Origin of the sequence: Pseudoalteromonas sp. P1-9 (assembly GCF_001399975.1) — a bacterium.
Classification (GTDB): domain Bacteria; phylum Pseudomonadota; class Gammaproteobacteria; order Enterobacterales; family Alteromonadaceae; genus Pseudoalteromonas.
The window spans coordinates 16382-41864 of the sequence record NZ_LKBD01000036.1 but is presented as its reverse complement, the minus strand read 5'-3'; the positions used below and the strand labels follow the sequence as shown (position 1 = coordinate 41864).

The 25483-nt window shown below is 41.2% G+C and carries 20 protein-coding genes; 10 read left to right on the top strand and 10 right to left on the bottom strand.

Annotated elements, in window-relative coordinates:
* Positions 1 to 309 precede the first annotated feature (309 nt).
* Positions 310 to 1218 carry a DUF808 domain-containing protein gene (locus tag AN214_RS17670; protein ID WP_054980938.1) on the bottom strand — a complete coding sequence of 303 codons (909 nt, stop codon included), beginning with the start codon at positions 1216 to 1218 and terminating at the stop codon, positions 310 to 312.
* A 225-nt stretch (positions 1219 to 1443) separates the two neighbouring features.
* On the opposite strand from AN214_RS17670, the gene AN214_RS17665 reads away from it, so the two are divergent.
* Positions 1444 to 1989: an MliC family protein gene (locus tag AN214_RS17665; protein ID WP_054980937.1), complete on the top strand. Its 546-nt coding sequence runs from the start codon at positions 1444 to 1446 to the stop codon at positions 1987 to 1989.
* On the opposite strand, the gene AN214_RS17660 is transcribed toward AN214_RS17665, so the two are convergent.
* Positions 1986 to 2333, bottom strand: a complete 348-nt coding sequence (locus AN214_RS17660) for a thiol-disulfide oxidoreductase DCC family protein (RefSeq protein WP_054980936.1) — start codon at positions 2331 to 2333, stop codon at positions 1986 to 1988. The two genes, AN214_RS17665 and AN214_RS17660, sit on opposite strands and share 4 nt — an antisense overlap.
* Before the next feature lie 105 nt (positions 2334 to 2438).
* Between AN214_RS17660 and AN214_RS17655 the strand changes: the two genes are divergently transcribed.
* Positions 2439 to 2738: a DUF6482 family protein gene (locus AN214_RS17655; RefSeq protein WP_054980935.1), complete on the top strand. Its 300-nt coding sequence runs from the start codon at positions 2439 to 2441 to the stop codon at positions 2736 to 2738.
* Here the strand turns inward: AN214_RS17655 and AN214_RS17650 are convergent.
* On the bottom strand, positions 2719 to 3315 hold the full coding sequence (locus tag AN214_RS17650; RefSeq protein WP_054980934.1) for an ACP phosphodiesterase: 597 nt from the start codon (positions 3313 to 3315) through the stop codon (positions 2719 to 2721). The genes AN214_RS17655 and AN214_RS17650 overlap by 20 nt on opposite strands.
* Before the next feature lie 66 nt (positions 3316 to 3381).
* Between AN214_RS17650 and AN214_RS17645 the strand changes: the two genes are divergently transcribed.
* A complete protein-coding gene (locus tag AN214_RS17645) occupies positions 3382 to 3927 on the top strand; it encodes a glutathione peroxidase (protein ID WP_054980933.1) in 546 nt (181 codons plus the stop codon).
* A 179-nt stretch (positions 3928 to 4106) separates the two neighbouring features.
* Entirely contained in the window at positions 4107 to 6866 is a 2760-nt protein-coding gene (locus tag AN214_RS17640) for a PKD domain-containing protein (RefSeq protein WP_054980932.1), read from the top strand.
* A 52-nt stretch (positions 6867 to 6918) separates the two neighbouring features.
* On the opposite strand, the gene AN214_RS17635 is transcribed toward AN214_RS17640, so the two are convergent.
* The 4 genes from AN214_RS17635 to AN214_RS17620 form a co-directional block, all read right to left on the bottom strand.
* Positions 6919 to 9735: a hypothetical protein gene (locus AN214_RS17635; protein WP_054980931.1), complete on the bottom strand. Its 2817-nt coding sequence runs from the start codon at positions 9733 to 9735 to the stop codon at positions 6919 to 6921.
* 96 nt (positions 9736 to 9831) lie between these two features.
* Complete coding sequence (locus tag AN214_RS17630) at positions 9832 to 11346, bottom strand: PH domain-containing protein (RefSeq protein ID WP_235576774.1); 1515 nt, start codon at positions 11344 to 11346, stop codon at positions 9832 to 9834.
* On the bottom strand, positions 11333 to 11857 hold the full coding sequence (locus AN214_RS17625) for a PH domain-containing protein (RefSeq protein ID WP_054980930.1): 525 nt from the start codon (positions 11855 to 11857) through the stop codon (positions 11333 to 11335). The genes AN214_RS17630 and AN214_RS17625 overlap by 14 nt, the downstream gene beginning before the upstream one ends.
* A 91-nt stretch (positions 11858 to 11948) precedes the next feature.
* On the bottom strand, positions 11949 to 12800 hold the full coding sequence (locus tag AN214_RS17620; RefSeq protein WP_054980929.1) for a D-hexose-6-phosphate mutarotase: 852 nt from the start codon (positions 12798 to 12800) through the stop codon (positions 11949 to 11951).
* A 186-nt stretch (positions 12801 to 12986) separates the two neighbouring features.
* Here AN214_RS17620 and AN214_RS17615 point away from each other — a divergent pair, with 186 nt between their 5' ends.
* From AN214_RS17615 to AN214_RS17600, 4 genes are all read left to right on the top strand, one after another.
* Positions 12987 to 13913, top strand: a complete 927-nt coding sequence (locus AN214_RS17615; RefSeq protein ID WP_054980928.1) for an endonuclease/exonuclease/phosphatase family protein — start codon at positions 12987 to 12989, stop codon at positions 13911 to 13913.
* A gap of 171 nt (positions 13914 to 14084) precedes the next feature.
* Complete coding sequence (locus AN214_RS17610) at positions 14085 to 15164, top strand: DUF2157 domain-containing protein (RefSeq protein ID WP_054980927.1); 1080 nt, start codon at positions 14085 to 14087, stop codon at positions 15162 to 15164.
* A complete protein-coding gene (locus tag AN214_RS17605) occupies positions 15161 to 15955 on the top strand; it encodes a DUF4824 family protein (protein WP_054980926.1) in 795 nt (264 codons plus the stop codon). The genes AN214_RS17610 and AN214_RS17605 overlap by 4 nt, the downstream gene beginning before the upstream one ends.
* A 209-nt stretch (positions 15956 to 16164) precedes the next feature.
* Entirely contained in the window at positions 16165 to 17862 is a 1698-nt protein-coding gene (locus tag AN214_RS17600) for an alkaline phosphatase D family protein (protein ID WP_054980925.1), read from the top strand.
* A gap of 59 nt (positions 17863 to 17921) precedes the next feature.
* On the opposite strand, the gene glmS is transcribed toward AN214_RS17600, so the two are convergent.
* Together glmS and AN214_RS17590 are read right to left on the bottom strand one after the other, a co-directional pair.
* Positions 17922 to 19745, bottom strand: coding sequence for a glutamine--fructose-6-phosphate transaminase (isomerizing) (gene glmS, locus AN214_RS17595; protein WP_054980924.1), 1824 nt, complete (start codon positions 19743 to 19745; stop codon positions 17922 to 17924).
* A gap of 74 nt (positions 19746 to 19819) precedes the next feature.
* Entirely contained in the window at positions 19820 to 20584 is a 765-nt protein-coding gene (locus AN214_RS17590; RefSeq protein ID WP_054980923.1) for a DeoR/GlpR family DNA-binding transcription regulator, read from the bottom strand.
* 201 nt (positions 20585 to 20785) lie between these two features.
* On the opposite strand from AN214_RS17590, the gene AN214_RS17585 reads away from it, so the two are divergent.
* Entirely contained in the window at positions 20786 to 21469 is a 684-nt protein-coding gene (locus tag AN214_RS17585; protein WP_054980922.1) for a hypothetical protein, read from the top strand.
* Positions 21470 to 21492: 23 nt separating this feature from the next.
* Here AN214_RS17585 and glmU read toward each other — a convergent pair whose 3' ends face one another.
* Positions 21493 to 22854: a bifunctional UDP-N-acetylglucosamine diphosphorylase/glucosamine-1-phosphate N-acetyltransferase GlmU gene (glmU, locus tag AN214_RS17580; protein ID WP_054980921.1), complete on the bottom strand. Its 1362-nt coding sequence runs from the start codon at positions 22852 to 22854 to the stop codon at positions 21493 to 21495.
* Between the two features lie 364 nt (positions 22855 to 23218).
* On the opposite strand from glmU, the gene AN214_RS17575 reads away from it, so the two are divergent.
* On the top strand, positions 23219 to 25465 hold the full coding sequence (locus AN214_RS17575; RefSeq protein ID WP_054980920.1) for a TonB-dependent receptor domain-containing protein: 2247 nt from the start codon (positions 23219 to 23221) through the stop codon (positions 25463 to 25465).
* Positions 25466 to 25483: the final 18 nt, after the last annotated feature.

The following is a 25483-nucleotide window of genomic DNA, read 5'->3' as shown; positions in this document are numbered from 1 at the left end:
CGTACTACATTGATAAATTTTAACGCAGTTAGCATGATATTTAGTCCGCTAGGATGATCAGCAACTTAAGTGAATTGGTATAAAAGTAATCCCAGAACAATTGAGGAGGGAGAGTTACACTCTCGATCAATAAGCTCACTCATATGCTCTAAGAACATGAGTGGACTTGGTTCCTTGAAGACTTATGGTTGTAACGATCTCCTGATCTTAGCACCATAATTTAAATCCATTTATACCAAGCGCTATTGTCAGCTATTTTGTTGCTAACAGCTAGCGCTAATTAAGTGTTAAATGATCTAGTTCATCTTTTTATGTGCTACGAAGTTGCTTCTTCGCTTTACTAAACAAAATTGTGGCGGCCACTACAATTGTACCGGCGACAAAACCAATAATGGCATTAAATAATGTAGGTAATAAAAAATTTAGGTCGGTATTAAGTAACTGATTGATTGCTAAAGTGAGATCACCTACAAGATGATGTAAAAAGTCACTGCCATGAACAAGAATACCGCCACCAACTAAAAACATTGCAAGTGTGCCGACAATTGCCAGTAATTTCATCAAATACGGGGCGAAAGAGAGCAGCCTTCTGCCAATGGTCTGTTGCCAAACATGAGGTTGCTCTATTAATAGCAGTCCTGCGTCGTCAATTTTCACAATTAGCGCCACTAAGCCGTACACACCTATGGTCATGAGTATTGCGATAACGCTCAATACCGATAGCTGCGAGGTAAAGCTTTCGCTTGCAACCGTGCCTAATGAAATAACAATAATCTCGGCAGAGAGAATAAAATCGGTGCGAATTGCGCCTTTGATTTTTTGTTGCTCGTAATGTTTGTCGTTAATATCTATTTGCTGCTCTTTTTGCTCGGCATGTTTACCATGAAGCCAAGGAGCAAGTACTTTTTCACAGCCTTCATAACACAAAAATAAGCCGCCAAGCATTAATAGCGGCGTTATTAAAAACGGTGCAAAAGCTGAGATAAGCAACGCTAATGGCACTAATATTAACTTATTTACAAAGGAACCTTTTGCAACCGCCCACACTACGGGTAACTCACGATCGGCTTTTACGCCAGAAACCTGTTGTGCATTTAAGGCAAGGTCGTCACCTAATACACCTGCGGTTTTTTTTGCTGCTACCTTGCTCATTACCGCAATATCGTCGAGCAAAGTCGCGATATCATCTATGAGGGTGAGTAAGCTTGCTCCTGCCATTTTTTATTCCTTCAATTATAATTCACGCAGAGTTAATCCAACTTCTGTTAAATATATTGGTATAACTATTTTACAACTATAGTGTTTTTCCCTGTAAAAGGAATCAAGATGTTAAGACATGTTTTTTTGCTTTTAAGCCTAATGATACTCTATGCATGTAATTCAGTTGGGTCCGTTTCTAAGGGGGAAAGTGCACAAACTGAATCATCAATAAAGGCTGTCACCATGATGTTTGAGTGCGAAAATGATTTGAGCTTTGTCGCACGATTAGAGGGGCAAGCGTTATGGGCGTTTTTTCCTCAGCAAACGCTTGCACTTGAGCCAACCAGAACGGCATCGGGTGCGAAATACCAAAAAGCAGCGGATTACGTTTGGTTGAAGGGTGACAATGCGATGGTGAATTACCAGCAAACACTTTATAAAAACTGTGTTAACAACCGCCAAGAGGCTATTTGGCAAGACGCAAAGTTTCGTGGTGTTAGTTTTCGTGCAGTTGGCAATGAGCCGGGTTGGTTAATTGAAATAACACCAAATGTTCACGTTAAATATCTTACTAACTACGGCCAGTTTGAGACTGTTTTACCATATAAAGAACCGATTGAAACCGAACAAAGCAGCTTGTTTGAATTAACTAAAAACCAAAACACGTTATTATTTGAAATTATTAATAAGCCATGTACCGATTCCATGTCTGGTCAAAAATTTGCTTCCAGCGTTCGTGGTCAGTTTAACGGTAAAGCGTTCTCAGGTTGCGGTCGAGCGTTGTTTTAAAGTTGGCACTGTTCACAGCCATAACGTTTTTCATAACGACGCTCAGCCCAAACATTATAAAAATGATTCACCAGCCAATAAATAACGGGAATTGAAAAGCAATAACTGACCCATCCAATCGGGTGTGAGCGCCACAGTTTAAAGTTTGCGTTTAACCCGATATGCCAGGCGCCTTTTTCGTCTCGCAAATGTAATAACTTCAGCATATTCGTTCGTTGTTGCCGAGGAAAGTTTTGCGAATGGACATCTTTAAATTCAAAGCGCTCGCCAGATAGCTTGCGCCAAAGAGCAATTTCTTTGCTGCAAAGCGGGCATTGTGCATCGTAGTAAACAGTATTCTTCATATTTTTAACTCCTCTTTTAGTAATACGTAGTGACTTTGAAAAAGTTTGAACGAATGTTGCAGTTTTTCCGTATTGCTTAAAAAGTCACCCAACAAGGTAATTGTTATGCGTAAAGATGAGTTTAAAAATCAAATAGAAAGACATTTACTTACCCCAACCATTTTTGGTTATGCAGATGCCAATCATTATTTAGTTGGCGCAGAAGATGAAGACGGAAACTTTTATTCCCTTTCTGATGAGCAAGATAAAATTATGGTTTTTAACTCGATGTTTGAAGCTGAAACGTGTTTAAAGTCGCTAGGGTTTACTCGTGCAAGTCTGCATTTTCAAACAGCGTATGATGAGATGATTGGCAACGATAAAAGCAGCGATACTCGTATTACAATCAGTTTAGGCGAGCAATAAGCTCGTCGCGTTTGCCTAGAGCAAACAAAGTGGTGTCGTGGTAAAGCAGTTGAAAATTTGACTCTACGCGACCAGGGTTAACATCGTACCAATCCATTAATATTTCGAGTGGAACAGCGTTTCTAAATCGTTTTCCTGTGTTATGCAGGGCGAGTCTAATGCCTTGCTGATGACTGTAACTCGCAAACCAGTTTTCGTTAATGATACGCGACGTTTTGAGTTGGTATTTTTCGGGTAAAGTCGCACCGTACAGAGTAAGCTCAGTTTGCAGAGTTTGATAGAAGGAGGTGCACAAATTTTGATATTTAGCATTTAGTTGTTTTGCCAGCAAATGGTCAAATAAAATATCCAGCCCAACTCCGGCGTAACGACGCATCTCTGTAAACTCACTTTTAAATTGTTGGCACACAGGGTGGGCGTCGGTAAAGCTATCGATGCCACGATGTAAACGTATTCCTAATTCCAACTCAACCGGCAGAAAACTAAGTTGACTGCCTTTTACAAAATCGCCAAGTAAGTTGCCAGTCAAACTAGTCGATGTTAAGTGAGCCAAATGTAAATGTGCAAAATAATTCAAATTTTGTTCGATCTTAAAAGTAAAAATAACCGTATACTGGTTATATTAAAATAACTGGAATCACTTATGAAACGTTTAAAAAATATTGTGTTAGCTTCGTTGCTCGCACCATCACTGTTTACATTTTCAGTTTCGGCTGCCGAGTGTAACGACTTTACCAACCAAGATGTACGTAAGCTACGCTCAAAAGAAAGCATCAATTTATGCCAGTTTAAAGATAAGCCATTACTGATTGTAAATACTGCAAGTAACTGCGGTTTTACACCTCAATTTGAGCAACTTGAAGCGCTTCATAAAGAATATAAAGAACAGGGTTTAGTTGTGTTGGGGTTTCCATCAGATAGCTTCTTTCAAGAAGAAAATGATGAGAAAGACACCGCCGAAATGTGTTTTATCAATTACGGTGTGACGTTTAATATGATGGCAACGAGCGATGTAAAGGGCAGTGATGCTAATCCCATATTTAAACATTTAGCAGATAAAACGCGCTCGCCAAGTTGGAACTTTAATAAGTACTTAGTAAGTAAAGACCGCCAAACAGTCACGCATTTTGGCTCTCGTGTTAAACCGCAAAGTGATGAATTAAAGCAAGCAATAGAAAAAGCGCTTTGATTACGTTTTTAAACAATTGATGCTGTGTATATGGTTTTAGTCTGACACTATATTTGGTACAGTTTTAATGCGTTGCGCCACATGTTGGCGCAGTGAAAATACCTTTAAACATGTAAAAGGAATTACATGCAGGCCATAAACATTGGGTGTTTGTGATTCCTCAGCAATAAGGATATTCAATGAAGTTAACAGCCCCCTCTTTTCGTTTTCTAGCCTGCAGTACAGCTCTATCTATATTTTTATCTGGCTGTGGCAGTTCTTCCAATGATGATACATCGCCCAACCCCGATAAAGGCAATCGTGTCCCGTCTGTAACTATTAATGGTGACAACAGCGCGCAGGAGGCGAGTATTGTTACACTTAATGCTGCGGCTAGCGATAGCGATGGCTCGATCAGCAAATATGCGTGGTCTATTACATCGGGTGAGAACGTTACTTTAAACAATAGTGATCAAGCCTCAGTCGATCTCACGTTGCCAGACGTAGATAGTGATACCCCAATCACCATTAGCGTTACAGTAACCGATAATGATGGCGCCACCGCGCGCGATGAACACACACTTACAATTGTTGATAACGCAAATAACCAAGCGCCGAATGTGGTAATTAATGGGGTTGTTGAGGTTGATGAGCAGAGCGAGATTAACCTTACCGCCAACGCCAGCGATAATGATGGCGAAATTATCAGTTATTTCTGGCAACTAGTAAGTGGTGAAGGAGTCACGTTAAGTGATACCGATAAAGCACAAGTAAAAGTCACCACAACAGATACCGATGAAGATCAGCAAGTTACTATTGCAGTTACGGTAACTGACGATGATGGTGCAGTTGCGACTGCACAGCATCAGCTGCTAGTAAAAGCCAGTGCGCAAACTCAAGTATTTACTTTGAAAGGCCGCGTTAATAACGCTGCTAACTCAGCTGTAAATTTAACGGTTGGCGATCAAACATTAACAGCAACAACAAATAGTAATGGTGAATTTAGCTTACCGGTTGAACTCGATGAAAGCTATGACTCGCATTTGGTTAAGTTGTCAGCGCCGAGTAATTCGGTATTTTTCCCTGAGTTTAATCTTGTTGCTCAGTTAGTTACTTTAGGCGACCTTAAACAACTTGCTGGCAGCGATAATGTGTTAACGGATGACGAGTATTTTGCGGTTAACGTGAGTAGCTTCTCTACAGCCCTGTTTTATATGTTTGATAGTAAAGATAGTTTAACAACATCTGAACATGTAACGGCTAACTATGAAAATATCAGTTTTGAAATTGTCACATTGCGAGCCACTATGATTGACATGCTGTTAGGAGGAAATTCAGGGTCAGCTTTTGCCTTACCAACAGGTATTACTACGATGGAGCAGTTACTAACAAATGAAAATATTGTGCGAGAATTTGAAACGCGTATGCATGATGTATATGCGCTTGAGGCATCTGAAAGTGCGCAGGCAATTTTTACTACTGATATTGCGAAATTCCCCCAAATAGATAGCACTAAGCAGTTGGTATTTTCGCCGACTATTATTACACGTAGTGTCGGACGCCACCTAACACTTAATCCAAATGGTACAGGCAGTATTGTTCTGGAGAATGGTAATAGTACAGGGCTTACGTGGCAGATAAATGAACTCGGTAATCTTAAACTTGTTTATAACACTCCGATTACACTAAGGAATGACTTATATGCTGTAGATGGCCGACCAGAAGTAGTTGATGAGCAAATTCTTACCTCTGAATTTTATAATGTGTTTTCGCGAGATAAAACGAAACATGGCATGATGAACGAAGAACTCCGCCGTGTTGATGGTAATGGCAATGTGGTAACCGAGTACTATCAGCAATCAGAATTTGGTGGACTAACAGATAAACAAGACGCAGATAAATTAATTGCTGCGGATATTCCAGGTGTTTGGGTGATTGACGATGTATTTACTCCTCCGAATGCTGTTTACTCAGAGCCCGCGATTGCAACGTTAATGGTTGATGGCTCAGCGACAATAGAGGTACCTAGTTCCGACTTTTATAGTGATACAGTGAAATGGCAGCTAAGTAATGGAAACTTAGAGCTGATTTCGGGAAGTGGTGACAGCGAAATACGTTTCACTTATTACATTGTTTACAAAAACAATTTTGGCTATGCATTTGTTGCTGATGTAACAAATAGCAGTCAACAATTTGCCCGTAATGGCATGATGTTTAAGCAGCAAACTAATTCGGGGTTTAATTTAAACGACGTCTATGGCCATTACAAACTTACATATGCTGATAGAGTATCCGTTACGAATGAATTAATTATTTATCAAGATAACATTGCCCGTAACGGCGTTGATATGGACAGTCATATCGCGCGAGTGGACGAAAATGGAGTTCTACACCTAGAAACCTATCTTGATAACGAAACGCTTGAATTATGTCGCTCTACCGATGGTGGTCGTTGTCGATTAAATCGTCAAGAATCTTATCGTTTGTTTGCAGCAAACGATAACTCTTATCATGTTATGCAAACAGTTTCTGGGTTTACTAACACAGGCTCGCGTGCATATGGTGTAAGTGCGTTGCTTAAATTAGAGAAGAAAGAAACGTTGGGGTATGACAAATTTGAGTATGGTTTGTTGCAAAACTTGTATTTGGTTGAGCATCTCAATAGTGGCTCTGTTAACGAATACCACTTTGATCAAACACAGTTAAGCGAAGACGCCAGCACATATAACAATGCGTTAAGTATAAATTACGCTAATGGTGATTATGAAGAAACTGCCTACTATCTTGATAATGGTATTGCTTATTTCACGTTAGCGGGTAAATCAATGCAAATGTCGCTTGAGCAGTTTGAGCGAGATACACTTACTGTTTGTTTGCATGAAGCGGGCGGCACATGTACCGACGCAGATAAAAAGCAGTTAGATATACGTTGGGGATTGGCAGAAATGCCGGCACAATAATTAAAAAAGAGAGGCTTAGCTGGCCTCTCTTTTTTACTTTTCTAATCGGCTGTTACAGGCTATACCATAGACCAATCCAGCCCCGTACCTCATCTTGAATGGTATCACCTTCAATTTTGGCAATACCAAAATCAATATTAATATCATTTAATACAGAAGGTGCAACGGCAAAGTCGAATTGACTATTTAACTTAATTCCGTAGCTAGTGGCGAGTTCGCTGTTATTGAGTTCATGCTGCGATACATAAAGCCATGGTGTATTTTGCTTAAACGCAAACCCAGCTCCAAAGCGCTGATAATCATCACTTAATGCGCTATAAAACGGTAGTTCATTAATGAGTGAGCGCTCAGCTTGTGCTTCTGGCTTAATTAAACTGGACGCGAAGCCACCAATATTCATTAGCATGTCATCACGTTGTTTTGTTTGGTAATCAACGTAAAGTGGCATATTCCAAGCTTTACCGAATAGCGCTACGTTTGCATCAAAGCCTTGCCAACTGCCCTGTGAGCTGTCACCACTGTAGACACGTGCAGATGCAGTTTGACCAATCGCAAATGTTTGCCAATCACGTTGCCAAATTTGATTCGCGCCAAGAGCAAGCCATTGGTTATGGCTATCACCAATATCTTTGTAGCTATACGCAAGATGACTATTTAATTTAAATGCTCCGTTGCGATAAGGGTAACTGGCCTGCAGATAGGCGCCTGTAGCGTCTTCCTCAGCAGCTAAGACATCAGGGTGTTGATATTGATTTGCGGCTTTAAGTTTATAATCAAATGCGTGTGCTAAAAATTGCCATTTATCGAGTTGATATTTCACGTCTAAATAAGCACCGTTTAAAGCATTTTTATTGTCGATTGCGCCACCAAATTGCCAACTCAACTTATTGAGCAGATCTTTACCTTTTACACCCACGTGTAACAGTGCAGTACTGGCACTATTGTATTGCTCAGCAAGTGTAAACGACATTGTTTGATTTGATGGCGAATAATCGCGCTGTGCGCCAGCCGTTTGCTGATAAATTTTCGCTGGCGGTAAGCTTGGCTGCTCTGCTTTATTGGTTGCGGCTTTTGGTGATAATGCGCGCTCTGTTACTTCAGTTACACTTGCATTGTCACTTAGTTGGTAGATATCAGGGCCTTCAGAATTAACCGCTAAATACAGTAAACCATGCTGTTTGCTTGGCATTGGGTATTGCATAACTTGCTGCCCAGCGCTGAGCTGTTCTAACTTATCTGATGCAAAGGTATAGCGATAAAGATTAGTTTGACCGTTTACCCCTGCAACATAGTAAATGCTTTCGCCATTTTCGCTCCATTTAGGATATGACAAAAATTGGTAGCCCTTTGGCATTGGTACACTTACATCGTTATTTGATGTTAAATCTTTTACCCATAGCGCCCAATTTTGGTTGAGCTTAGTTTTAAGATAAGCCAGCTTGTTATTTTGGTATTGCGGGAAGTCGTAAACTGTTTGCAGTGATGGCTGGGTTAAATCGCTCATTTCACCCGACGTTAAATCAATTTTTACCAGCTGTGAGTAGCCATATTCAACGCGCTCGGCATAAGCAGTATTGTTATCGGCTAAGCTAAAGCGGCGCACATTAGCAAACTGAGTAAGTTGTTTTGTTTCACTAGTTTCGCTATTCCAGCTGAAGAGATCTTGGTGCAGTGTATTCATTTCGTTGTTAGCAACGCTAAATGCACCGTATACAAGCGTGCTATTATCACGCCAAACTGGGTTTAAAATACCTTTGCGATTAATTGAGTTAAGGGTTTCTTTTGTTTCTTTTTTGAAGCTGGTGGGTTTGCTGTTTGCAATATCTTTTGCGTCGTCTTCTAGCAGCTCTTTTTGCGCTTCTTCAAACTCTTTAATAGCGTCAGCATTTTCTTCTGTTGCATAAATGGTGAGCTTGGTATTGCCGTCTTTGTCTTTGCTAACAATGGCAATTTTATCTTCATCTGGTGACAGGCTAGGTGCTGTTTGAATGTAATTGAGATCGAACCAGCGTTTTGTTTCAAGTGCGGTTTGATTCGCTTCTTGTGTTAGTGCTTTATGGGTATATTCCGCAACAAAGCGACGATATAGTTTACTTGGCTTTTCAAGAAATACGCCGGTAAACGCGCTATCGAAGTCACGTTTTTTAACCGCTTGCATACGTGTCCACACAGCATCTAATTGCTCTTTGCTGTAGTTATGCTCAAGCCATTGTAAAAAACGCACACCAACGAGATATGCCATAGAACCTGCCATATAGCCACCGTCTTCTTCGCTTAGCTGGCTATAACTTGGCAAACTTCCTTCTTTAGCAAATTGTATGATTAGCGATTCAACATAGTTATCGTGTAAACGGCCGCGGCCAGTCATTTGCGATTCAAGCAGCGTTGCATAGCCTTCAGCAGCCCAGCGTGGTGTCGGGTTGTGAGCAATATCATAGGCGCTAGAGAAATTACGTAGCTTTTGACGCCACTCACTGCGTGTTGGCTGTGCTAAATGCACTAAGTGCACATATTCATGTAATACGAGTAGTTGCTGCCAGCCCGAACTATTTGAAATCACGGTATCTGACTGAGGTGGTGTGGCAAAAAATGCCATCATCGGGTCTACACTGCTCGGAATAGCAAAACCGTTTGACTGGTTATAAGGGTCGAAAACAATCACATCAACTTGTTTCTCTAATACACGATTTTGCTGCTCTTTTACTTTTTCGCGAACAACCTCAAGTTCGTTAGCAGCTGATGTAGCCCAACTTTGGTAAGCTTTCGGAAAGTGAACTTTAAAGTTCTCAGTTTCAATGGTTTGCCAGTTATCGTTGGCTGAGGTTGCAAAGCTTGCGGCAACCATCAATGAGAGTAGCGACTTTTTCATATTATTTGTTCCTTTAATTTTATGCGGGCTAGCTTACTGCATGCATAAAACTAAAAAAAATAATAGTGATAAGCGGTTAATCTTAATTATTGATGGTTACATCCAGCGTTTTTTCGATGTCTCAGCCAGCAGCACTAGCCTGTTCATAACGTCATTTACGTCACTTTGTGGTAAATAGGGCACGCTAATGCCACCACTCGCTAACTGAAAGCGTAATGAGCTAAGGTGCTGTTTGCGCATTGGCGGTGTTTGTGTGGTAGCTATTTGTTGAATTTTAAAGCCTTTAAATACTTTATAGCTTACGCCAATCAGCCCTTTTCGAGTGAATACCTGCTCTCCGTCAAAGTAAAATCCAAAGCGTTTGTAGCGCAAAAAACTTAAAACCACACCCAGTAATAGCGGTGCAATTAATACTGGCCACGCACCATCAAGTAGCGGTTTAAACACAAAAGCACTAATGATAGAAATAGGCAGCAACCAAAAAAGTACGAAAGTCTTGTAAAAATAGTTAATGGCGATTGGCTGAAATGGCACATTGGTAATGTCTAACGGTTTATCCCAGCATAAATTCATTACATCGTTCACTTGGCTTTTTGTCAGTACAGGCACAATTAATGACTGTCCTTTTTTTACCGTATTTGCATGGCTGTTATTAATTTGTTTGCAGTTAATGGTGTACCGTTTTAGCAGTTTTGCGATCCAGTTTTGTTTGACTTCAATAGACTGAATTTTACTCACGCTTAGCGACATTTGATGGCGCTCAAATAACCCTGAAATACGCTTTATTTTTTTGTTTTCTAAGCTAAGTTCATAGTTATAAAAGCGAATAACTGCGCCCAGTACCGATGCGAATACAAACAAAACAATGCCGGCTAATATAATGGTGGCACCAGCGGCCATCTCGGCATATTCATTATTGGTCACAAGATTATTAAAAAACTGTGTAAGCGGTGCGGCAAAGTCTTGTTTAATATAGTCAGTAATGTGCTCGGTGAAAGGCGCAAGTGCTGCCAATACTAAAAACATCATGCCAGACATTAAGCCAAATTTTGCTACTTCAAAATTCGCTAATGTTAAATCGGGCGACTGCGCAGCTTGTGGCGATTCGCTTTGTTGCTCGGCTTGTTGTGGCTTGGCACGGTAATTAAATATTTGGTCGCGCAATGTATTTGCGTAGTGATCCGATACCCCCGGTAATACAACCTCTTGCTGGGCCGAACCCGCAGCATCAAAGTGACAGTTCACCGCTGAAAATGGTGAAAAGTAAAATGGTATTGCTAAATTAACGTTTTGTACTTTGGCAAAGTTAAGTGTGACGCGCTCTTTTTTAAATACACCTTTACGCAAAATAATTTCGTGCTCGGTCACTTTGTAGCGAAAATTAAAGTAATAAAGGGTCGCGTAAGTCACTAAAATCAATGCTAATACGCTGGCACCTGAAGCAAACCAAAATAGTTTATTCTCAACTTGGGTGACCCAAATAGCAAAGGCTGGCGCAATATTAATGAGTCCGTCTTTTACAAAGCGCACGATAAAGTGCAGTACAAAATAAATTATCGCAATTGGCGACAATTTTTGCCAAGCGGCTGTATTGCTATTACTCATCGTCATGACGCTCGCTTGCGGTGTTTGCCAAGATAAATTGTCTTAGTTTGCTGGCGCGTTCTTGGCTTAGACCATGAATTTCGAGATCAGCGCCAGCACCGCCAGCGGTAAACAATTTTAAGGTGGCGAGTTTGAGTTTACGTTCAATAGGATTACGGTGGGATTCAATATGTTGAACACGATTAAAAGGAATGGCGATGGTGCGTTGCCAAATAACCCCTCGTTTTAATAATAAATCGTGCTCTCTTAGTGCGATTGATGTCATTGACACGCTGCGTTTGGTAAACCAAGCGACGTATAAGTTTAGCAATACTAATGCACCTGCAACCAATGCGGTTATGATATTTTCAACTGGCGATAAAAAATAAAGAAAGATCACAACAGCGATACTTGCGGGTAATACAAATACAAAGGTGCCAATCAGTGCTTCTTTGGTTGCCAGTTTATCCAGCGGTTTAAAGTCAGCTTGGGTGAAATCTGGTAGTGTTTGTTCGGATATTTGATGGTTGCTAAACACGAGATGTCTCTTTGTTTTTATAATGTGTGCCTATTAAAGCAAAAAACTCAGCAAATGCTGAGTTTTTATGATTTTCGGCAATATAGCGTGATTAAAGCCAGCGCACAGTATGAATTAACGAATGGCTTTCGCCAGGTTGCAGTGTCACTTTGTCATCCATCACATTAGCGGCTTCTAAGCACAGCATGGTATGGAACTCGTCATCGCGAAAGTTACTTAGGCGCTTTGATTTTTCAATCCACGGATTCCACAGCACACACGAACTTGAATTTTCACGGCCAACTTCAATAATACCGTCTGGTGTATTAATGGTTTGAACCAAAGGTGTGCTTTGATAAACCATATCGGTTTCGCGGGCAAAATTCACGATGTCGTTTTGTGCAAATGGACCTTCACCAAACTCAATATAGTTAGCACCTTGCAGGCCATCGACAGTGGTGTTTTCAATTTCGGGGGTAGGGAAATAGGTATGCAGTGCTTGAGTTAACTCAAATGCCGCATTGCCAGTATTCGTGTTTACCAGTGCAATGTGCAAACTATCGCTCAGCGTGAATACGACTTTTAAGCTTGATTGATGTGGCCAGTATTCTGGATTAACTTGGCCCATTGGCAATGAAAAACTCACAACAATATTATTGTCGTTTTCTATCACTTCTTCCGCGCGCCAAAGCATAGTGCGGGCAAATCCGTGTTGCGGCCAACTGTCATTGGCACTCATGCCAAACCAAGGCCAACAAATAGGAATACCACCGCGAACGCCTTTGCCGACTTGATAGTCTTCATCTTGCGATACCCAAATTAAAGGCTTCTTGCCTTTTGGCGTAAATTCGGTAAGTTGCGCGCCTTGGAGAAAAATTTTAGCGCTGCAAAAGTTTGATTCAACTGATAGGTATTCTAGTCCTGAGTCAGTATGCTTAACGGTAACAGAAGGAGATAAATTCATAAGGCATCCTTGTAAAAGGGAACTCAATTTAATGCAGAAAACAAGATAACCAATGCGTGATCATTTAGCAAATCAGTAAATTTCATATGGTTCTAAGCAAACTAACCTCATCTTATCGCAAACTTCATGTGATTTAGTTATTTGCCTTGATATACTGAAATTCTTTTTCACAATATGAACACACACATGAAAAAATCTCTTATTGCACTTGCAGCAGTGGCAGCATTACTGGGCTGTCAGCAACAAGAACAGGTGTCATCGCCGAGTGTTGTAGCAAATGATATTGCTAATTTAAAATTAGTGAGCTGGAATATTGAGCATTTAGCTGACGAGGTTGGTAAAGGCTGTAAGCCACGTAGCCAAGCTGATTACCAAGCGCTTGCAAGTTATGCCGCCACATTAAATGCTGACATAGTAGCACTGCAAGAAGTGCAGTCAGAAAAAGCGCTTAAACGCGTGTTTCCTGAATCACAGTGGCAGTATGTGGTTTCAAGTCGTGCCGATAACGAGGCGTATGAGTGCCGTGGTCATGATGGTTTATTTTCAACACCACAGCGTACCGCATTTGTTGTTAAAAAAGGTATTAATTTCACCTCTCAAGATGACTTTAAAGCACTTGCTCTTGATAACCCAGGCTTGCGCTACGGTACCTCAATTAGTCTCAACAATGGTCAGCTTGAAGTGCTAAATGTGCATATGAAAAGCGGTTGTTTTGTTAGTGACTATCGCAAAGATACTAAAAAAGCCTGTACTACTTATCAGCAACAAGGACCTATTTTAGAAAAGTGGGTTAACCAGCGTGTTGAAAACAAGCAAGCGTTTGTAGTACTGGGTGATTTTAACCACCGTTTAGTTGATCAAAACAATCGTTTTTGGCAAGAGCTAAGCAAAGAAGACGGCGAGCGCATTTTGCTAAGCAGCATGCAAAACTTAAAAAGCTGCCATCCTAAATACAAAGCACCAATCGATCATATTATTACCGGCCCAATTTCAACTCAGTGGATTGTTGATGGCTCTCAAAAAGTAGATGCCTTTGGTAAGCAAGGTGAGCTAGATTACAAAGATATGTTAAGTGATCACTGCCCAATAAGTTTAACGCTATCAATTAAATAGTCGAAAGAAAGCGCACGATAGTGCGCTTTCTTTTCTTTCAAACCTTTCTCTATTCTTCGCATTTAAATAAACCTGTACTCCCAAGCTAATATCAAACTGGTGTTATATTGCTTGTTTTTTAGTTACTAGTTGAGCCAATATATTAGGTACATAGAGTGATTGGGTTTTTACATGGATGAATCTCAACTAAATCAAGCGGATGCTCAGCAGAGGGTGGATCAGATACACGCCTTTGAATCTGAACTGGCGCAATTACAAGATGCTGGTGTGATCACCTTGTCAGTTGATCAGCAACAGACAGTTTCTCAGTATCATCAGCAGCTTCTTACCCAGTTAGCCAAGCAATTTGACGTTGATACGACAGCTCAGTCTAAGCACCTAACATTAGGTATGAAAATCGCTTCGCTATTTGGCGCCTTGGCGATGGCGGTGAGTTTATTCTTTTTGTTTTATCAATTTTGGGGTTATTTAAGCACAAGTGTTCAAGTAGGCATCTTGGTCACTACGCCCATTGCATTGTTCTGTGGTGCGATAAAGTTAGCTGAAAATGAATCTCACGGTTATTTTGCCAAAATAGCGGGTTTGGTTGCGTATGCGGGGTTCGTACTTAACGTAATGCTGCTTGGGCAGATTTTTAATTTAACCCCATCGCCCAACGCGTTTTTGATTTGGTCAGGACTCGCCTTTATTTTGGCGTATGCTGTTAACGCGCGAGTATTGCTGTTTTTTGCAATTGTGAATGTGTGCAGCTTTATTGCAATGAAGGTGGGCGCATGGAGTGGCATGTATTGGATCAGTTTTGGTGAGCGCCCTGAAAACTTTATTGTGCCGAGTATATTACTGTTTTTAGTACCGCATTTTATTAATCAGCGTGCATTTAGCGGCTTTGCTGCTATGTACCGCATTTTGTCTCTGATCATACTGTTTTTAGTTGTGCTTATTTTGTCAAACTGGGGTGGCGTAAGTTATCTCGATTATGATGATGACCTTGTTGAAGGCGTGTATCAAGTTGCTGGGTTTGCGTTAAGTGCAGCGGCGATTTGGCTTGGCATTCGTAAAGAGTGGTCGGGCGTTGTGCAAACTGGCAATGTATTTTTTGTACTGTTTCTTTACACCAAGTTCTTTGATTGGTGGTGGGATTGGATGCCCAAGTATCTATTTTTCTTTGTACTTGGGTTATGTGCGCTGCTTGCATTATTGGTATTTAAGCGAATTCGTAAGTTAGCTAAACATACGAGGGCAAGTGCATGAAAAAGTACTTAATTTGTGGTATTGCGTTAATTGTTTTTACCAATATTTTTATTTTAGGTGGTGTTTTTTATAATCGCTCTGGTGAGCCAACGGCTCAGCTAGTTTTATCTGAACGAGAAGCACGCTTGCCATACTTATCTGGTTTTGAAAAAGAAAACTCGGGCGTCGGGCTTTCAATTTCTTGGCGTGCATTGGCAAACGAAAAAGGCGAGCTTGCTTATTACAACAACCGCAGTATAAACCTAACCAAAGAGCAGTTAAGAGCGCTAGGGTTTACTGAACTTGAAGTATCTGAAGATGGCTGGGCGCAGGAACGTACGTTATTTTTTGCCCTTGAATACAATGGCGAGCAATATCAAAAGTCATTAGCAAATGCGCAGAGTTATTATGAAAAAGCGCTTGCTCGTTTTGAGTTGGATACTAATGATGAACAGCTCAAATATGCCAAAGAGCGAGCCTCTGAGGCATATCAACAAGAGTTGCATCGCAATAGTCGTTTGTTCTTTTTAGAAGCGGCACAAGACTATAAAACACTTGCAACTAAATATGCAGCGCAAAGCAATATCGTTATCGTTAAAGGAAATGCGAAGCCCTACTTTAATGATTACAGCAAAGATCACTCTTTGCATTTGCGTGCGCTATTGGTGAACAGAATTAATGTACCTGCTCATTTCGTAGAAACCTTGGCAAGCTTAAAAACATCACGAGGACAAACAAAGCCAGACTATAGCGTGACGGTTAATTGGGGCAAACGTTTGGAACCTTGGATTGTAGATATACAGATGAACTAATACACAGTTTTAAAGCGTATATCTAATAGCTTGATCAAAGCGCAAAATACAATGCGGCTGCAAAGTTACGGCAGCCGCATGTTTATTGTCATTTTCTTGCCGCAAATGTGACACTTAACTGTAGTCAGTTCTCAATATCGGAACGGTATATTTTCTCAAGGGACTATTACGCATCGGATGCGCCAATTCACAACTGAGAAAATATAACAATGAAAAGAACAATTCTATTAAGCTTATTGCTGCCTAGCGCACTATTTGCAGCACCCGAAGTTCATTATCAAGAATGTAAAACTGCCTTTGACTATGCGCTGGCAAAATACCAAGGTACAACCGACAAAAATAATAGCGGTAGCCAGTGGTGCTATTTAAAAACACCGAAAGACGGTGAAAGTTGGGGCAATGTGCGTACTGAGTCTATTCCTGAGTTTAAAACAGTTTCTGGTAAAACGTGTTTAGCGCCGTCTAGTTATCAAGGTGAAAAGTTCTATGGCTGTACCACTCGCAATCATTCAACGCCATGGTGTTATGTTGCCGATGGTGCGTGGGAAGAATGTGACGCGCCAGCGCCTGAACCGCTGTTAACTCATACACAACCACAGCAAAGCAAACGTTTAGACAGAGTTGCATTAGGTAGCTGCTTTAAAACCAAAGGGGATATGCCAGCAGCGTTAGCGCGTTTGATAGGTCATCAACCTGACCTATTTTTATGGTTAGGCGATAACATTTATGCCGATACCACAAACATGGCCTTAATGCGTCAGAAATACGATGATAAAAAGCGCAACCCTGATTATCAGCTGTTTTTAAAGGCCAACATCCCAGTTATGGCAACATGGGATGATCATGATTTTGGGCGCAACAATGATGGCAAATATTATCAAAAACGTGCAGAGAGCCAGCAAGAATATTTACGTCACTTTGATGTTGAAGCATCGGATCCGAGGCTTAATGGTCAGGCGGGTATTTACGAAGCTAAATTGCTCGGGCCAAGTGGTGAGCAAACTCATGTGATCACACTTGATGCACGATACTTCCGTTCACCTACTTTTAGTAACTATGGCACCTGCGAAGGTGATAACAGCACTATCCTGGGCGAACAACAATGGCAGTGGCTTGAAGCAGAGCTTAATAAGCCGAGCGAAATTAAAATCATTGCTAGCGGTATACAAGTATTACCTCCGCTTCACAAAGGAAGAAGCTTAAATAGCTATTGTGCTTACGGAAATGGCAACCAGTTTAATCAAGCGATTGCTAATTTGGATGAAGAAGCGATGTCTGGCACCAGTTACGAATCATGGGCAGAAATGCCCGCTCAGCGAGAAAGACTCTTACGACTTGTGCAAAAGTCGGTAAATGCAGGCAAGACGAAAGCGGTGATTTTCTTATCGGGCGATCAGCACTGGGGTGAATTGTTACAAAAAGAGATACCAGCCAGTACAGAATTTGGAGCCCCCGTCACCGTATACGAAGTGACGGCATCAGGCTTTGGTCAAAATTGGCCCTATCATATTGAAAACCCGCTGCGCTTGCCCATTTATGCCGATTCGCAAGGTAACGGTGATTACTCAAAACAATGCAAATTACCTTACAAATATGCGCTGGTTGAATACCAAGGGTGTATTACACGTGATCACGATAAACCTTGGTGCTATACCGAAGTGGATGAAAACGGCAAAGGCATTGAAGGCGCTTGGGGTAACTGCGCACCAAGCGGCGCTGTAATTCCAACCGGTAAAGTCGGTGTTGTGAGCAGTAATATTAGTTCACTAACAACGGGTAATCGTCATTTGATTAATAAGTCGGGCAGCAACTACGGCATGCTTGATATCGATTGGCAAAACCGAGAAATAAAACTGTCAATTCAAACAGCCAAAGAAGAAGCCGTTTCTACAATTGTGACGTTTTAATACTGTGTAAAAGGGTTATAAAAAAGGCGCTAATGCGCCTTTTTTAAATGTAAAAATATTTACTCAACCGTAACCGATTTTGCCAGGTTACGTGGTTGGTCAACATCGGTCCCTTTAATTACCGCTACGTAGTAAGACAGCAATTGAAGTGGAATGGTGTACACAATTGGTGCTAATACATCGTCAACTTGATTGACGTTAATAACACGCATTGTGTCATCTGAGACAAATTCAGACGCCTTATCAGCGAATACATAAATAATACCGCCGCGTGCACGTACTTCTTCAACGTTTGATTTCAGCTTTTCCAGTAGCTCGTTATTTGGTGCAACAACAATGATTGGCATATCGGCATCAATCAGTGCTAATGGACCGTGTTTAAGCTCACCTGCTGCATACGCTTCTGCGTGAATATACGAGATTTCTTTTAGCTTAAGTGCGCCTTCCATTGCGATTGGATATTGATCGCCACGGCCTAAGAAAAGTGCGTGATGTTTATCTGCAAACTCTTCTGCTAGGTCTTCAATGCCTTCTGCAAGAGACAGTGATTCTTCCAGCTTGTTTGGTAACGTTTTAATAGCGTTAACAATTTCAGCATGCTCAAGGCCTTTTTCTTGGGCAATTGAAGCTACTAACATTAATAAACCAACAAGCTGAGTAGTAAAGGCTTTTGTTGACGCAACGCCAATTTCAGCACCCGCTTTCGTCATAAACACAATATCTGATTCGCGCACTAGCGAGCTGCCAGGCACGTTACAAATCGTCATTGAGCTCATGTAACCTTGCTCTTTAGCTAGGCGCAGTGCAGCTAAAGTGTCGGCAGTTTCACCTGATTGTGAAATGGTTACAAGTAGGCTGTTTTCATGAACAAATGATTTGCGATAGCGGAACTCAGAGGCAATTTCAACGTTACAGCTAACACCTGCATATTGTTCTAACCAATAGCGTGCGACCATACCTGAGTGGTATGAGGTACCGCAGGCAATAATCTGCACATGCTTAACTTGCTTGAAAATATCCGATGCTGTATCGCCAAATGCGTCAACTGCAACTTTATCGCCATCAATACGCGCTTCTAGCGTATTGCGAACCGCAACAGGCTGCTCGTAGATTTCTTTGAGCATATAGTGACGGTACTCACCTTTGCCTGAGGCATCTTGGGTAATGTTAGATTCAACTACATCGCGTTCAACAGCGTTACCATCGATATCGAAGATTTCAACTGAATCACGAGTAATACGGGCCACGTCGCCTTCTTCTAAAAAGATAAAGCTGCGTGTTACAGGTAGTAACGCTAATTGGTCAGAAGCAATAAAGTTTTCACCTAAGCCTAAGCCAATCACAAGTGGGCTGCCTGAACGTGCTACAACGATTTCATTTGGGTTTTCTTTGTCAAAAACCACTGTGCCGTAAGCACCTTCAAACTCTTTAACTGCCGCTTGCACTGACGCAAGTAACGAATCATGACTTTGACGAAGCTGGTGGATTTTATGCACCATTACTTCGGTGTCAGTATCTGATAAAAATTCGTAGCCATCACCGCGCAGTTGTGTGCGCAATTTATCGTGGTTTTCAATAATACCGTTGTGCACAAGCGCTAGCTGCTGACTTGAAATGTGTGGGTGAGCATTGGCTTCAGTCACGCTACCATGGGTTGCCCAGCGAGTATGCGCAATTCCTGTTGTGCCTTTTACATCTGCATCAGTAAGTGCTGCATCGAGATTAGCAACTTTGCCAACTGCTTTTACAGTGTTAAGTGTTTTGTCGTTGTTGCCTAATGCTACACCTGCAGAGTCGTAGCCACGGTATTCAAGGCGCTTTAGGCCTTCAATTAAAATTCGGTTAACTGGGCGTTCTGCCACAGCGCCAACAATGCCACACATAATAATCTCCTTAAATTGCACGGTATGTGAGCGTTAAATGGGTTACAGGTTTGTTGTCTGAACCTGCAAATGCGTTACTTGGCGCAAATAACAGTAACGTGATGTTGTTCAATTGCCTGCTTAGTGTTGTCGTCTAAGCCATCATCCGTTACTAAATAATTTACTTGCTGCCACGGTATTTCTAAATTTGGGATCTTCTTACCAATCTTGTTTGATTCAACAAGCACAATTACTTCCCTTGCTGAATCTGCCATAACGCGACTCAAACCGATCAATTCATTGAATGTAGTAGTACCTCTATCAATATCAATGCCATCGGCACCAATAAACAGTTGATCGAAGTCGTAAGAGCGCACAACTTGCTCGGCAACTTGCCCCTGAAAAGATTCCGAGTGTGGATCCCAGGTGCCGCCAGGCATTAATAAAGTTGGCTCATTTTCTAATGAAAGCAATCGGTTAGCCACATTGATGGCGTTGGTCATTACAACTAAACCACGCTTGTGTGAAAGCTCAGGGATCATTGCAGCTGTGGTGCGACCGCTATCAATAATAATGCGGTTATGATCTTTAATGAGATCAGCTGCGGCTTTTGCTATTTGCATTTTGCGAATTGGATCGAGCTTTTCGTCGCTATTTGCAACGATCTCTTGCGGTAATGCCATTGCACCACCATAACGGCGCAACAGCAGGCCGCTTTGTTCAAGTGCGGTAAGATCTTTTCGAATCGTAACTTCTGACGTTGCAAATTGTTCAGCAAGTTGTTCAACGCTAACCTCACCAAGCTCGTTCACTTGCTGCAAAATAGTATGGCGCCTTTGTTGGGTGTTACGTTTCGTCATTTTATCAATAAGTTTCGTTTCGAAATTTATTGATATTTTAATCGAAACTTATTAGATCGCAAGCGCTTATTTTATGGCCGTTATGTGGTTCGTTGAAGATTATTGCTGAACATCTAGTAACAATTGCCAATATGGCTTTGTTGTAGTTGCTTAATGATTTATTTATAGTGCTTAAAGCGTTAATAAAAACAACAAGATGCTATGAAGGAAAAAAAGCAATCCAAACTTCACTTTTCGCAAGATAAGGTGAATCTATTTTTGGCGCTATGCGCCATTATTATTTCAGCAGCCTCATTTTATGCCACTTTTTTACAAGCCAATGCGGCAGAAAAGCAGGTAAAAGCGGCAACTTGGCCTTGGATGCAGTTTGTGTCTGGTAATGCGAATATGGAAAAACGCAGCCAAGAGATTACCTTTACGTTAAAAAACTCAGGTGCAGGGCCAGCCCTTGTTAAATATTTGAAGTACACCTACCAAGGTAAAGAGTATTACGATGTTTATGACTTTATCACTGCATGTTGTTTTGACATTAAGGCCTATGAAACGGCGTTGCAAGAACTGCAAAAGAAGTCACCGAAGGTTAATTTCTTTAGAGAATTTGGCTGGATCACCACCTCATTTGCGCAAAATGCACTTGTGCCACCGGGAGGCTCAATTAGTCTTTTAGCGCTTGAAAAAACCAAGTACAACGAGAAATTTTGGCAGATACTTAATAAAAAGCGTTTTAAAGTAAAAGTTGAGGTGTGTTACTGCTCTTTACTCGAAAACTGTTACATCAGTAATGGCAAAGGTGATACGCAAGAAGTTGAAATGTGCCCAGCAATTGTTGAATCAAAACCTATTGTAAAAACCACACCCGTAGAAACAAAAAAAGCCGCTAAATAGCGGCTTTTTCAATAGCCTTGTTGTTAGCTTTTCTTAACAGGGCGCTGCCAACCATCAATATTACGTTGCTTAGCACGTGATACCGCAAGTTGCTGCTCTGCAACATTAGCTGTAACAACTGAGCCTGCGCCAATCGTGGCGGTTTGACCAATTTCAACAGGCGCTACCAGCGAGCTGTTTGAGCCAATAAACGCGTTATCGCCAATAATGGTTTTAGACTTATTTACACCATCGTAGTTACAGGTAATGGTGCCGGCGCCAATATTCACTTTCTCGCCTACTTCTGTATCGCCAAGGTATGTTAAATGATTCGCTTTAGAGCCTTTGCCTAAGCGGGTCTTTTTCATTTCGACAAAGTTACCAATGTGCGAGTCTTCTTCCATAATGGCACCTGGACGAAGGCGTGCAAATGGGCCAATTGTACATTTAGCAGCAACTTTTGCCTCTTCAACAATAGAGTTAGCTTTAATCACCACGCCATCGCCGATTTCGCAGTCTTTTAGCACGCAGTTCGGGCCAATAACAACATCGTCACCAAGTACTACTTTGCCTTCAAATACTACGTTAACATCAATTTGTACGTCTTGACCTGTGGTGACTTCACCGCGCACATCAATACGCGCAGGGTCAGCTAAGCTCGCGCCATTTAGCATTAAATCTTCAGCTTGCCACGCTTGATAAGCGCGCTCTAATGCAGCTAGTTGCACGCGATTGTTTGCACCTTCAACTTCCATTAAATCGCTTGGTTGGGCAGAGGTAATTTCAACGCCATCAGCGTGCGCCATAGCAACAATATCCGTTAGGTAATATTCGCCTTGCGCATTGTTATTTGATAAGCGGCCGAGCCAATCACGTAACAAACCGCCGTTAACCGCCATAATACCTGAGTTAATTTCGGTGATTTTTAGTTGCTCTGGGTTGGCATCTTTTTGCTCAACAATACCCACAATATTGCCATTTTTACGCTCAATGCGACCATAGCCCGACGGATCATCTAAGTTGACGGTTAAAATAGCGAGGCCTTTACTTGGTGTTACATCAAGCAGTGCTTCTAATGTTGATTTTTTAGTTAGTGGTACGTCGCCGTAAAGAATTAATACGGTATCGTCATTCGCGATATGCTCTTTTGTCTGTGCCACCGCGTGGCCAGTGCCAAGTTGCTCCGCTTGTAATACCCAGTTCACATCGTTATGCGCTAGGTGCTCTTTTAATAACTCGCCGCCATGACCGTATACTAAGTTAGTGGTGTTAGCGCCAAGCGATAATGCATTATCAATAACGTGTTGCACCATAGGCTTGTTGGCAACAGGGTGCAGTACTTTCGGCAGTTTTGAACGCATACGAGTGCCTTTACCCGCAGCGAGAATAACAGTGGTTAATGCCATTAAATTAATTTCCTTTTTTTACATCGATAACAATCCAACATGGTTAGCGTTAAATAAACCCACTCCCTGTGCCGATTAAACTCACGTTTTAAGATGAGTACCTAAATCATATTGAATTGTAAAAACGGCGGATATTTTAACCTGCATTGCAATTAGTTAAAACAGTGTAAGCGCAATAATAAAACTCAGTATAAAATCGTATTATTGTCTTAATTTCACCAGTTCTTTTTTATTTAAATACTTATTAATCGTTTGTTAAATACTGATTTTAAATGTTTTTTTAGTAATCTTAGATATTGAAAGCCTAGAGCAGATACTTTAACCTTAATGCGAGTGCGAATAATTATCGTTAAGGAAAATGTAAATGAACTTCTCTCGTACGCTAGTTTCAACAGCCATTATTTTAGGTTTATCTACCACAGCGTTTAATGCACAATCCCAAAATAACAATGAAAAATCAGCAGGTGAGCAAGATATTGAAACGATTTCAGTATTTGGTCACAAGCTAACAGTGGCAAAGCATGATGCCGCGGCATCAATCTCACAAGTTAACGACGAACACATTAAGCGTAACCAAGAAGCTGAACTAAGCAATATTTTGAAAGAGTTACCGGGTGTTGATATGACAGGCAGTGTAACGCCACTTTCAGGTCAACCAGCGATTCGTGGTTTATATGGCGAACGTATTTTTGTATCAATTGATAATGTGAAACGTAAAACAGAATCAGATGGCGGCAGCAATATTGCAACTATTAATAGCTTAGGTATAGATCCAGCCCAATTAAAGCAAGTTCAGGTACTGCGTGGCGCAGATTCGTTAACCGTAGGCTCTGGCGCGGTAGGTGGTAGCATTCGTTTGGTTACTAAAGATGCAAGCGATTACTTAAATGGTGAAGAAGGCTTTGGCGCTCGCGCCCAGGTAATGCACCAATCTGTGTCTGACTCGAATAGTTTTAGCGGTTCTTTATTTGCATTAACTGCGAAAACAGACACGGTTTTGCATGCCTCTTATGTTGAATTTTCAGATATTGATGTTGTTCCAAGCGACGATAAAGGCGACGAAGTTGGTGAGTTAGCCAAGTTGGAAAAAATCAGTAACGACTCAGCTAGAACCAACGCAACAATTAAAAGCACGTGGTATTTAGCACCAGATCATAGCTTACAAACCAAATTAGATTGGAGTGAAACCGAATCGCTTAATCAGCCTTATGGGCAGCGTTTAGATTTAGCACTGCGTTATCCTACTTTGTCTGAAGACTATAAAAATGACTATATTGAATTAATGAGTAGTTATACCTACCAGCCTATCTCACAACTTATCGATTTAGATGTACAGGCGGTGTTCTCAAAGAAAAGTTACGATGAAGTAACCATGGGGTACATTGTAAATCGTGGTAATAAAATAGCGTTCGATAAATTGAGCGATGGCAGCAATACACGTACAGGTTTAAGGGTTGCTAACTTATCTGAATTCGAAGGCGTGATTAATCACAAATTAGCGCTTGAGTTCAATTTTGAATACGAAGAATTTGAACAAAATGAGCTTGAAGAAGGTGTTAGCTCAACGTTTTACGGTAAAAGTGATTCAACTAATTTTTCAATTGCGGCAATTGATCAAGCCAGCTTTTTAAACGATACATTACTGACCACAGCAGGCTTGCGCTATGATGTCTTCGATCGTAGTAGTAACTCATTTGATGATTACGATAATAGCGATAGCGGCGAGCTATCCAATGAATTAGGCGTAACTTATAAAGCGACTGACTTCCTTAACTTTTATGCCAAATATGCAGAGGCATTTCGCGCACCTTCAGTACAAGAGCTGTATAAAAAAGATGAGTGGCGCTGCCACATCGGCGGTAAAATTTGCTATCAAGAGCCGCAGCCTGATTTAAAACCAGAGCTATCAGAAAATATTGAAGTAGGCTTTGGCTTAGATTGGTCTAACGTTGTGTTTGCCGATGTGTTCACTGTTAAAGCGATGTATTTCAATAACGATATCGAAAACTTTATCGATAACGTGCCGTTTATGTATTACGTAGACGAAAATGGCAATAAGCAGTTGGGTTCACCAGGCCCTAACCCTAGCAATGGTGTGCCGGTAGCCACACACCGTGATTACAGCGCGAAAAACATCGGCAAACTTGAAAGCAGCGGTGTTGAATTAGAGCTGCATTACTCGCTTAGTAAATTTGATGCGTATTTAGGATATTCAACAATTGAAATGGATGCATACGGCGTACCTAATTTCTTTTTAGGTACCATTGAAAATGACAAACAAGCCTACACAGAAGCGCCTGCAGATAAACTAACGCTTAATCTAAATTACCAAGTGTTTGATAGCCTTAATGTTGGCGTGCAGATGCTCGCATATGCTGAGCAAAAACGCTTGCCAGAAGCTTATTTAGACCGAGGTTGGGGCACTGATTCATACCAACTCTACAATGTTAATGTGAGCTATCAAGGCGAAGGTATGCTTTCGGGTTTAGGCGTTGTTGTGGGGGTGGATAATATTACTAACGAACGCTACTTACGTGCGCCAGCGAGTAATGCAACAGATGCGGGTGAACTAGGACGTAATTACAAAATTACGTTAAGTTATCAATTCTAATATAAAAAGCAGGCACAT

Excerpts from the sequence above, each read along its gene's own strand:
- AN214_RS17670 (WP_054980938.1), bottom strand. The coding sequence starts at position 1,218 with ATGGCAGGAGCAAGCTTACTCACCCTCATAGATGATATCGCGACTTTG.
- AN214_RS17665 (WP_054980937.1), top strand. The coding sequence starts at position 1,444 with ATGATGTTTGAGTGCGAAAATGATTTGAGCTTTGTCGCACGATTAGAG.
- AN214_RS17660 (WP_054980936.1), bottom strand. The coding sequence starts at position 2,333 with ATGAAGAATACTGTTTACTACGATGCACAATGCCCGCTTTGCAGCAAA.
- AN214_RS17655 (WP_054980935.1), top strand. The coding sequence starts at position 2,439 with ATGCGTAAAGATGAGTTTAAAAATCAAATAGAAAGACATTTACTTACC.
- AN214_RS17645 (WP_054980933.1), top strand. The coding sequence starts at position 3,382 with ATGAAACGTTTAAAAAATATTGTGTTAGCTTCGTTGCTCGCACCATCA.
- AN214_RS17640 (WP_054980932.1), top strand. The coding sequence starts at position 4,107 with ATGAAGTTAACAGCCCCCTCTTTTCGTTTTCTAGCCTGCAGTACAGCT.
- AN214_RS17635 (WP_054980931.1), bottom strand. The coding sequence starts at position 9,735 with ATGAAAAAGTCGCTACTCTCATTGATGGTTGCCGCAAGCTTTGCAACC.
- AN214_RS17630 (WP_235576774.1), bottom strand. The coding sequence starts at position 11,346 with ATGACGATGAGTAATAGCAATACAGCCGCTTGGCAAAAATTGTCGCCA.
- AN214_RS17620 (WP_054980929.1), bottom strand. The coding sequence starts at position 12,800 with ATGAATTTATCTCCTTCTGTTACCGTTAAGCATACTGACTCAGGACTA.
- AN214_RS17615 (WP_054980928.1), top strand. The coding sequence starts at position 12,987 with ATGAAAAAATCTCTTATTGCACTTGCAGCAGTGGCAGCATTACTGGGC.
- AN214_RS17610 (WP_054980927.1), top strand. The coding sequence starts at position 14,085 with ATGGATGAATCTCAACTAAATCAAGCGGATGCTCAGCAGAGGGTGGAT.
- AN214_RS17605 (WP_054980926.1), top strand. The coding sequence starts at position 15,161 with ATGAAAAAGTACTTAATTTGTGGTATTGCGTTAATTGTTTTTACCAAT.
- AN214_RS17600 (WP_054980925.1), top strand. The coding sequence starts at position 16,165 with ATGAAAAGAACAATTCTATTAAGCTTATTGCTGCCTAGCGCACTATTT.
- glmS (WP_054980924.1), bottom strand. The coding sequence starts at position 19,745 with ATGTGTGGCATTGTTGGCGCTGTGGCAGAACGCCCAGTTAACCGAATT.
- AN214_RS17590 (WP_054980923.1), bottom strand. The coding sequence starts at position 20,584 with ATGACGAAACGTAACACCCAACAAAGGCGCCATACTATTTTGCAGCAA.
- AN214_RS17585 (WP_054980922.1), top strand. The coding sequence starts at position 20,786 with ATGAAGGAAAAAAAGCAATCCAAACTTCACTTTTCGCAAGATAAGGTG.
- glmU (WP_054980921.1), bottom strand. The coding sequence starts at position 22,854 with ATGGCATTAACCACTGTTATTCTCGCTGCGGGTAAAGGCACTCGTATG.
- AN214_RS17575 (WP_054980920.1), top strand. The coding sequence starts at position 23,219 with ATGAACTTCTCTCGTACGCTAGTTTCAACAGCCATTATTTTAGGTTTA.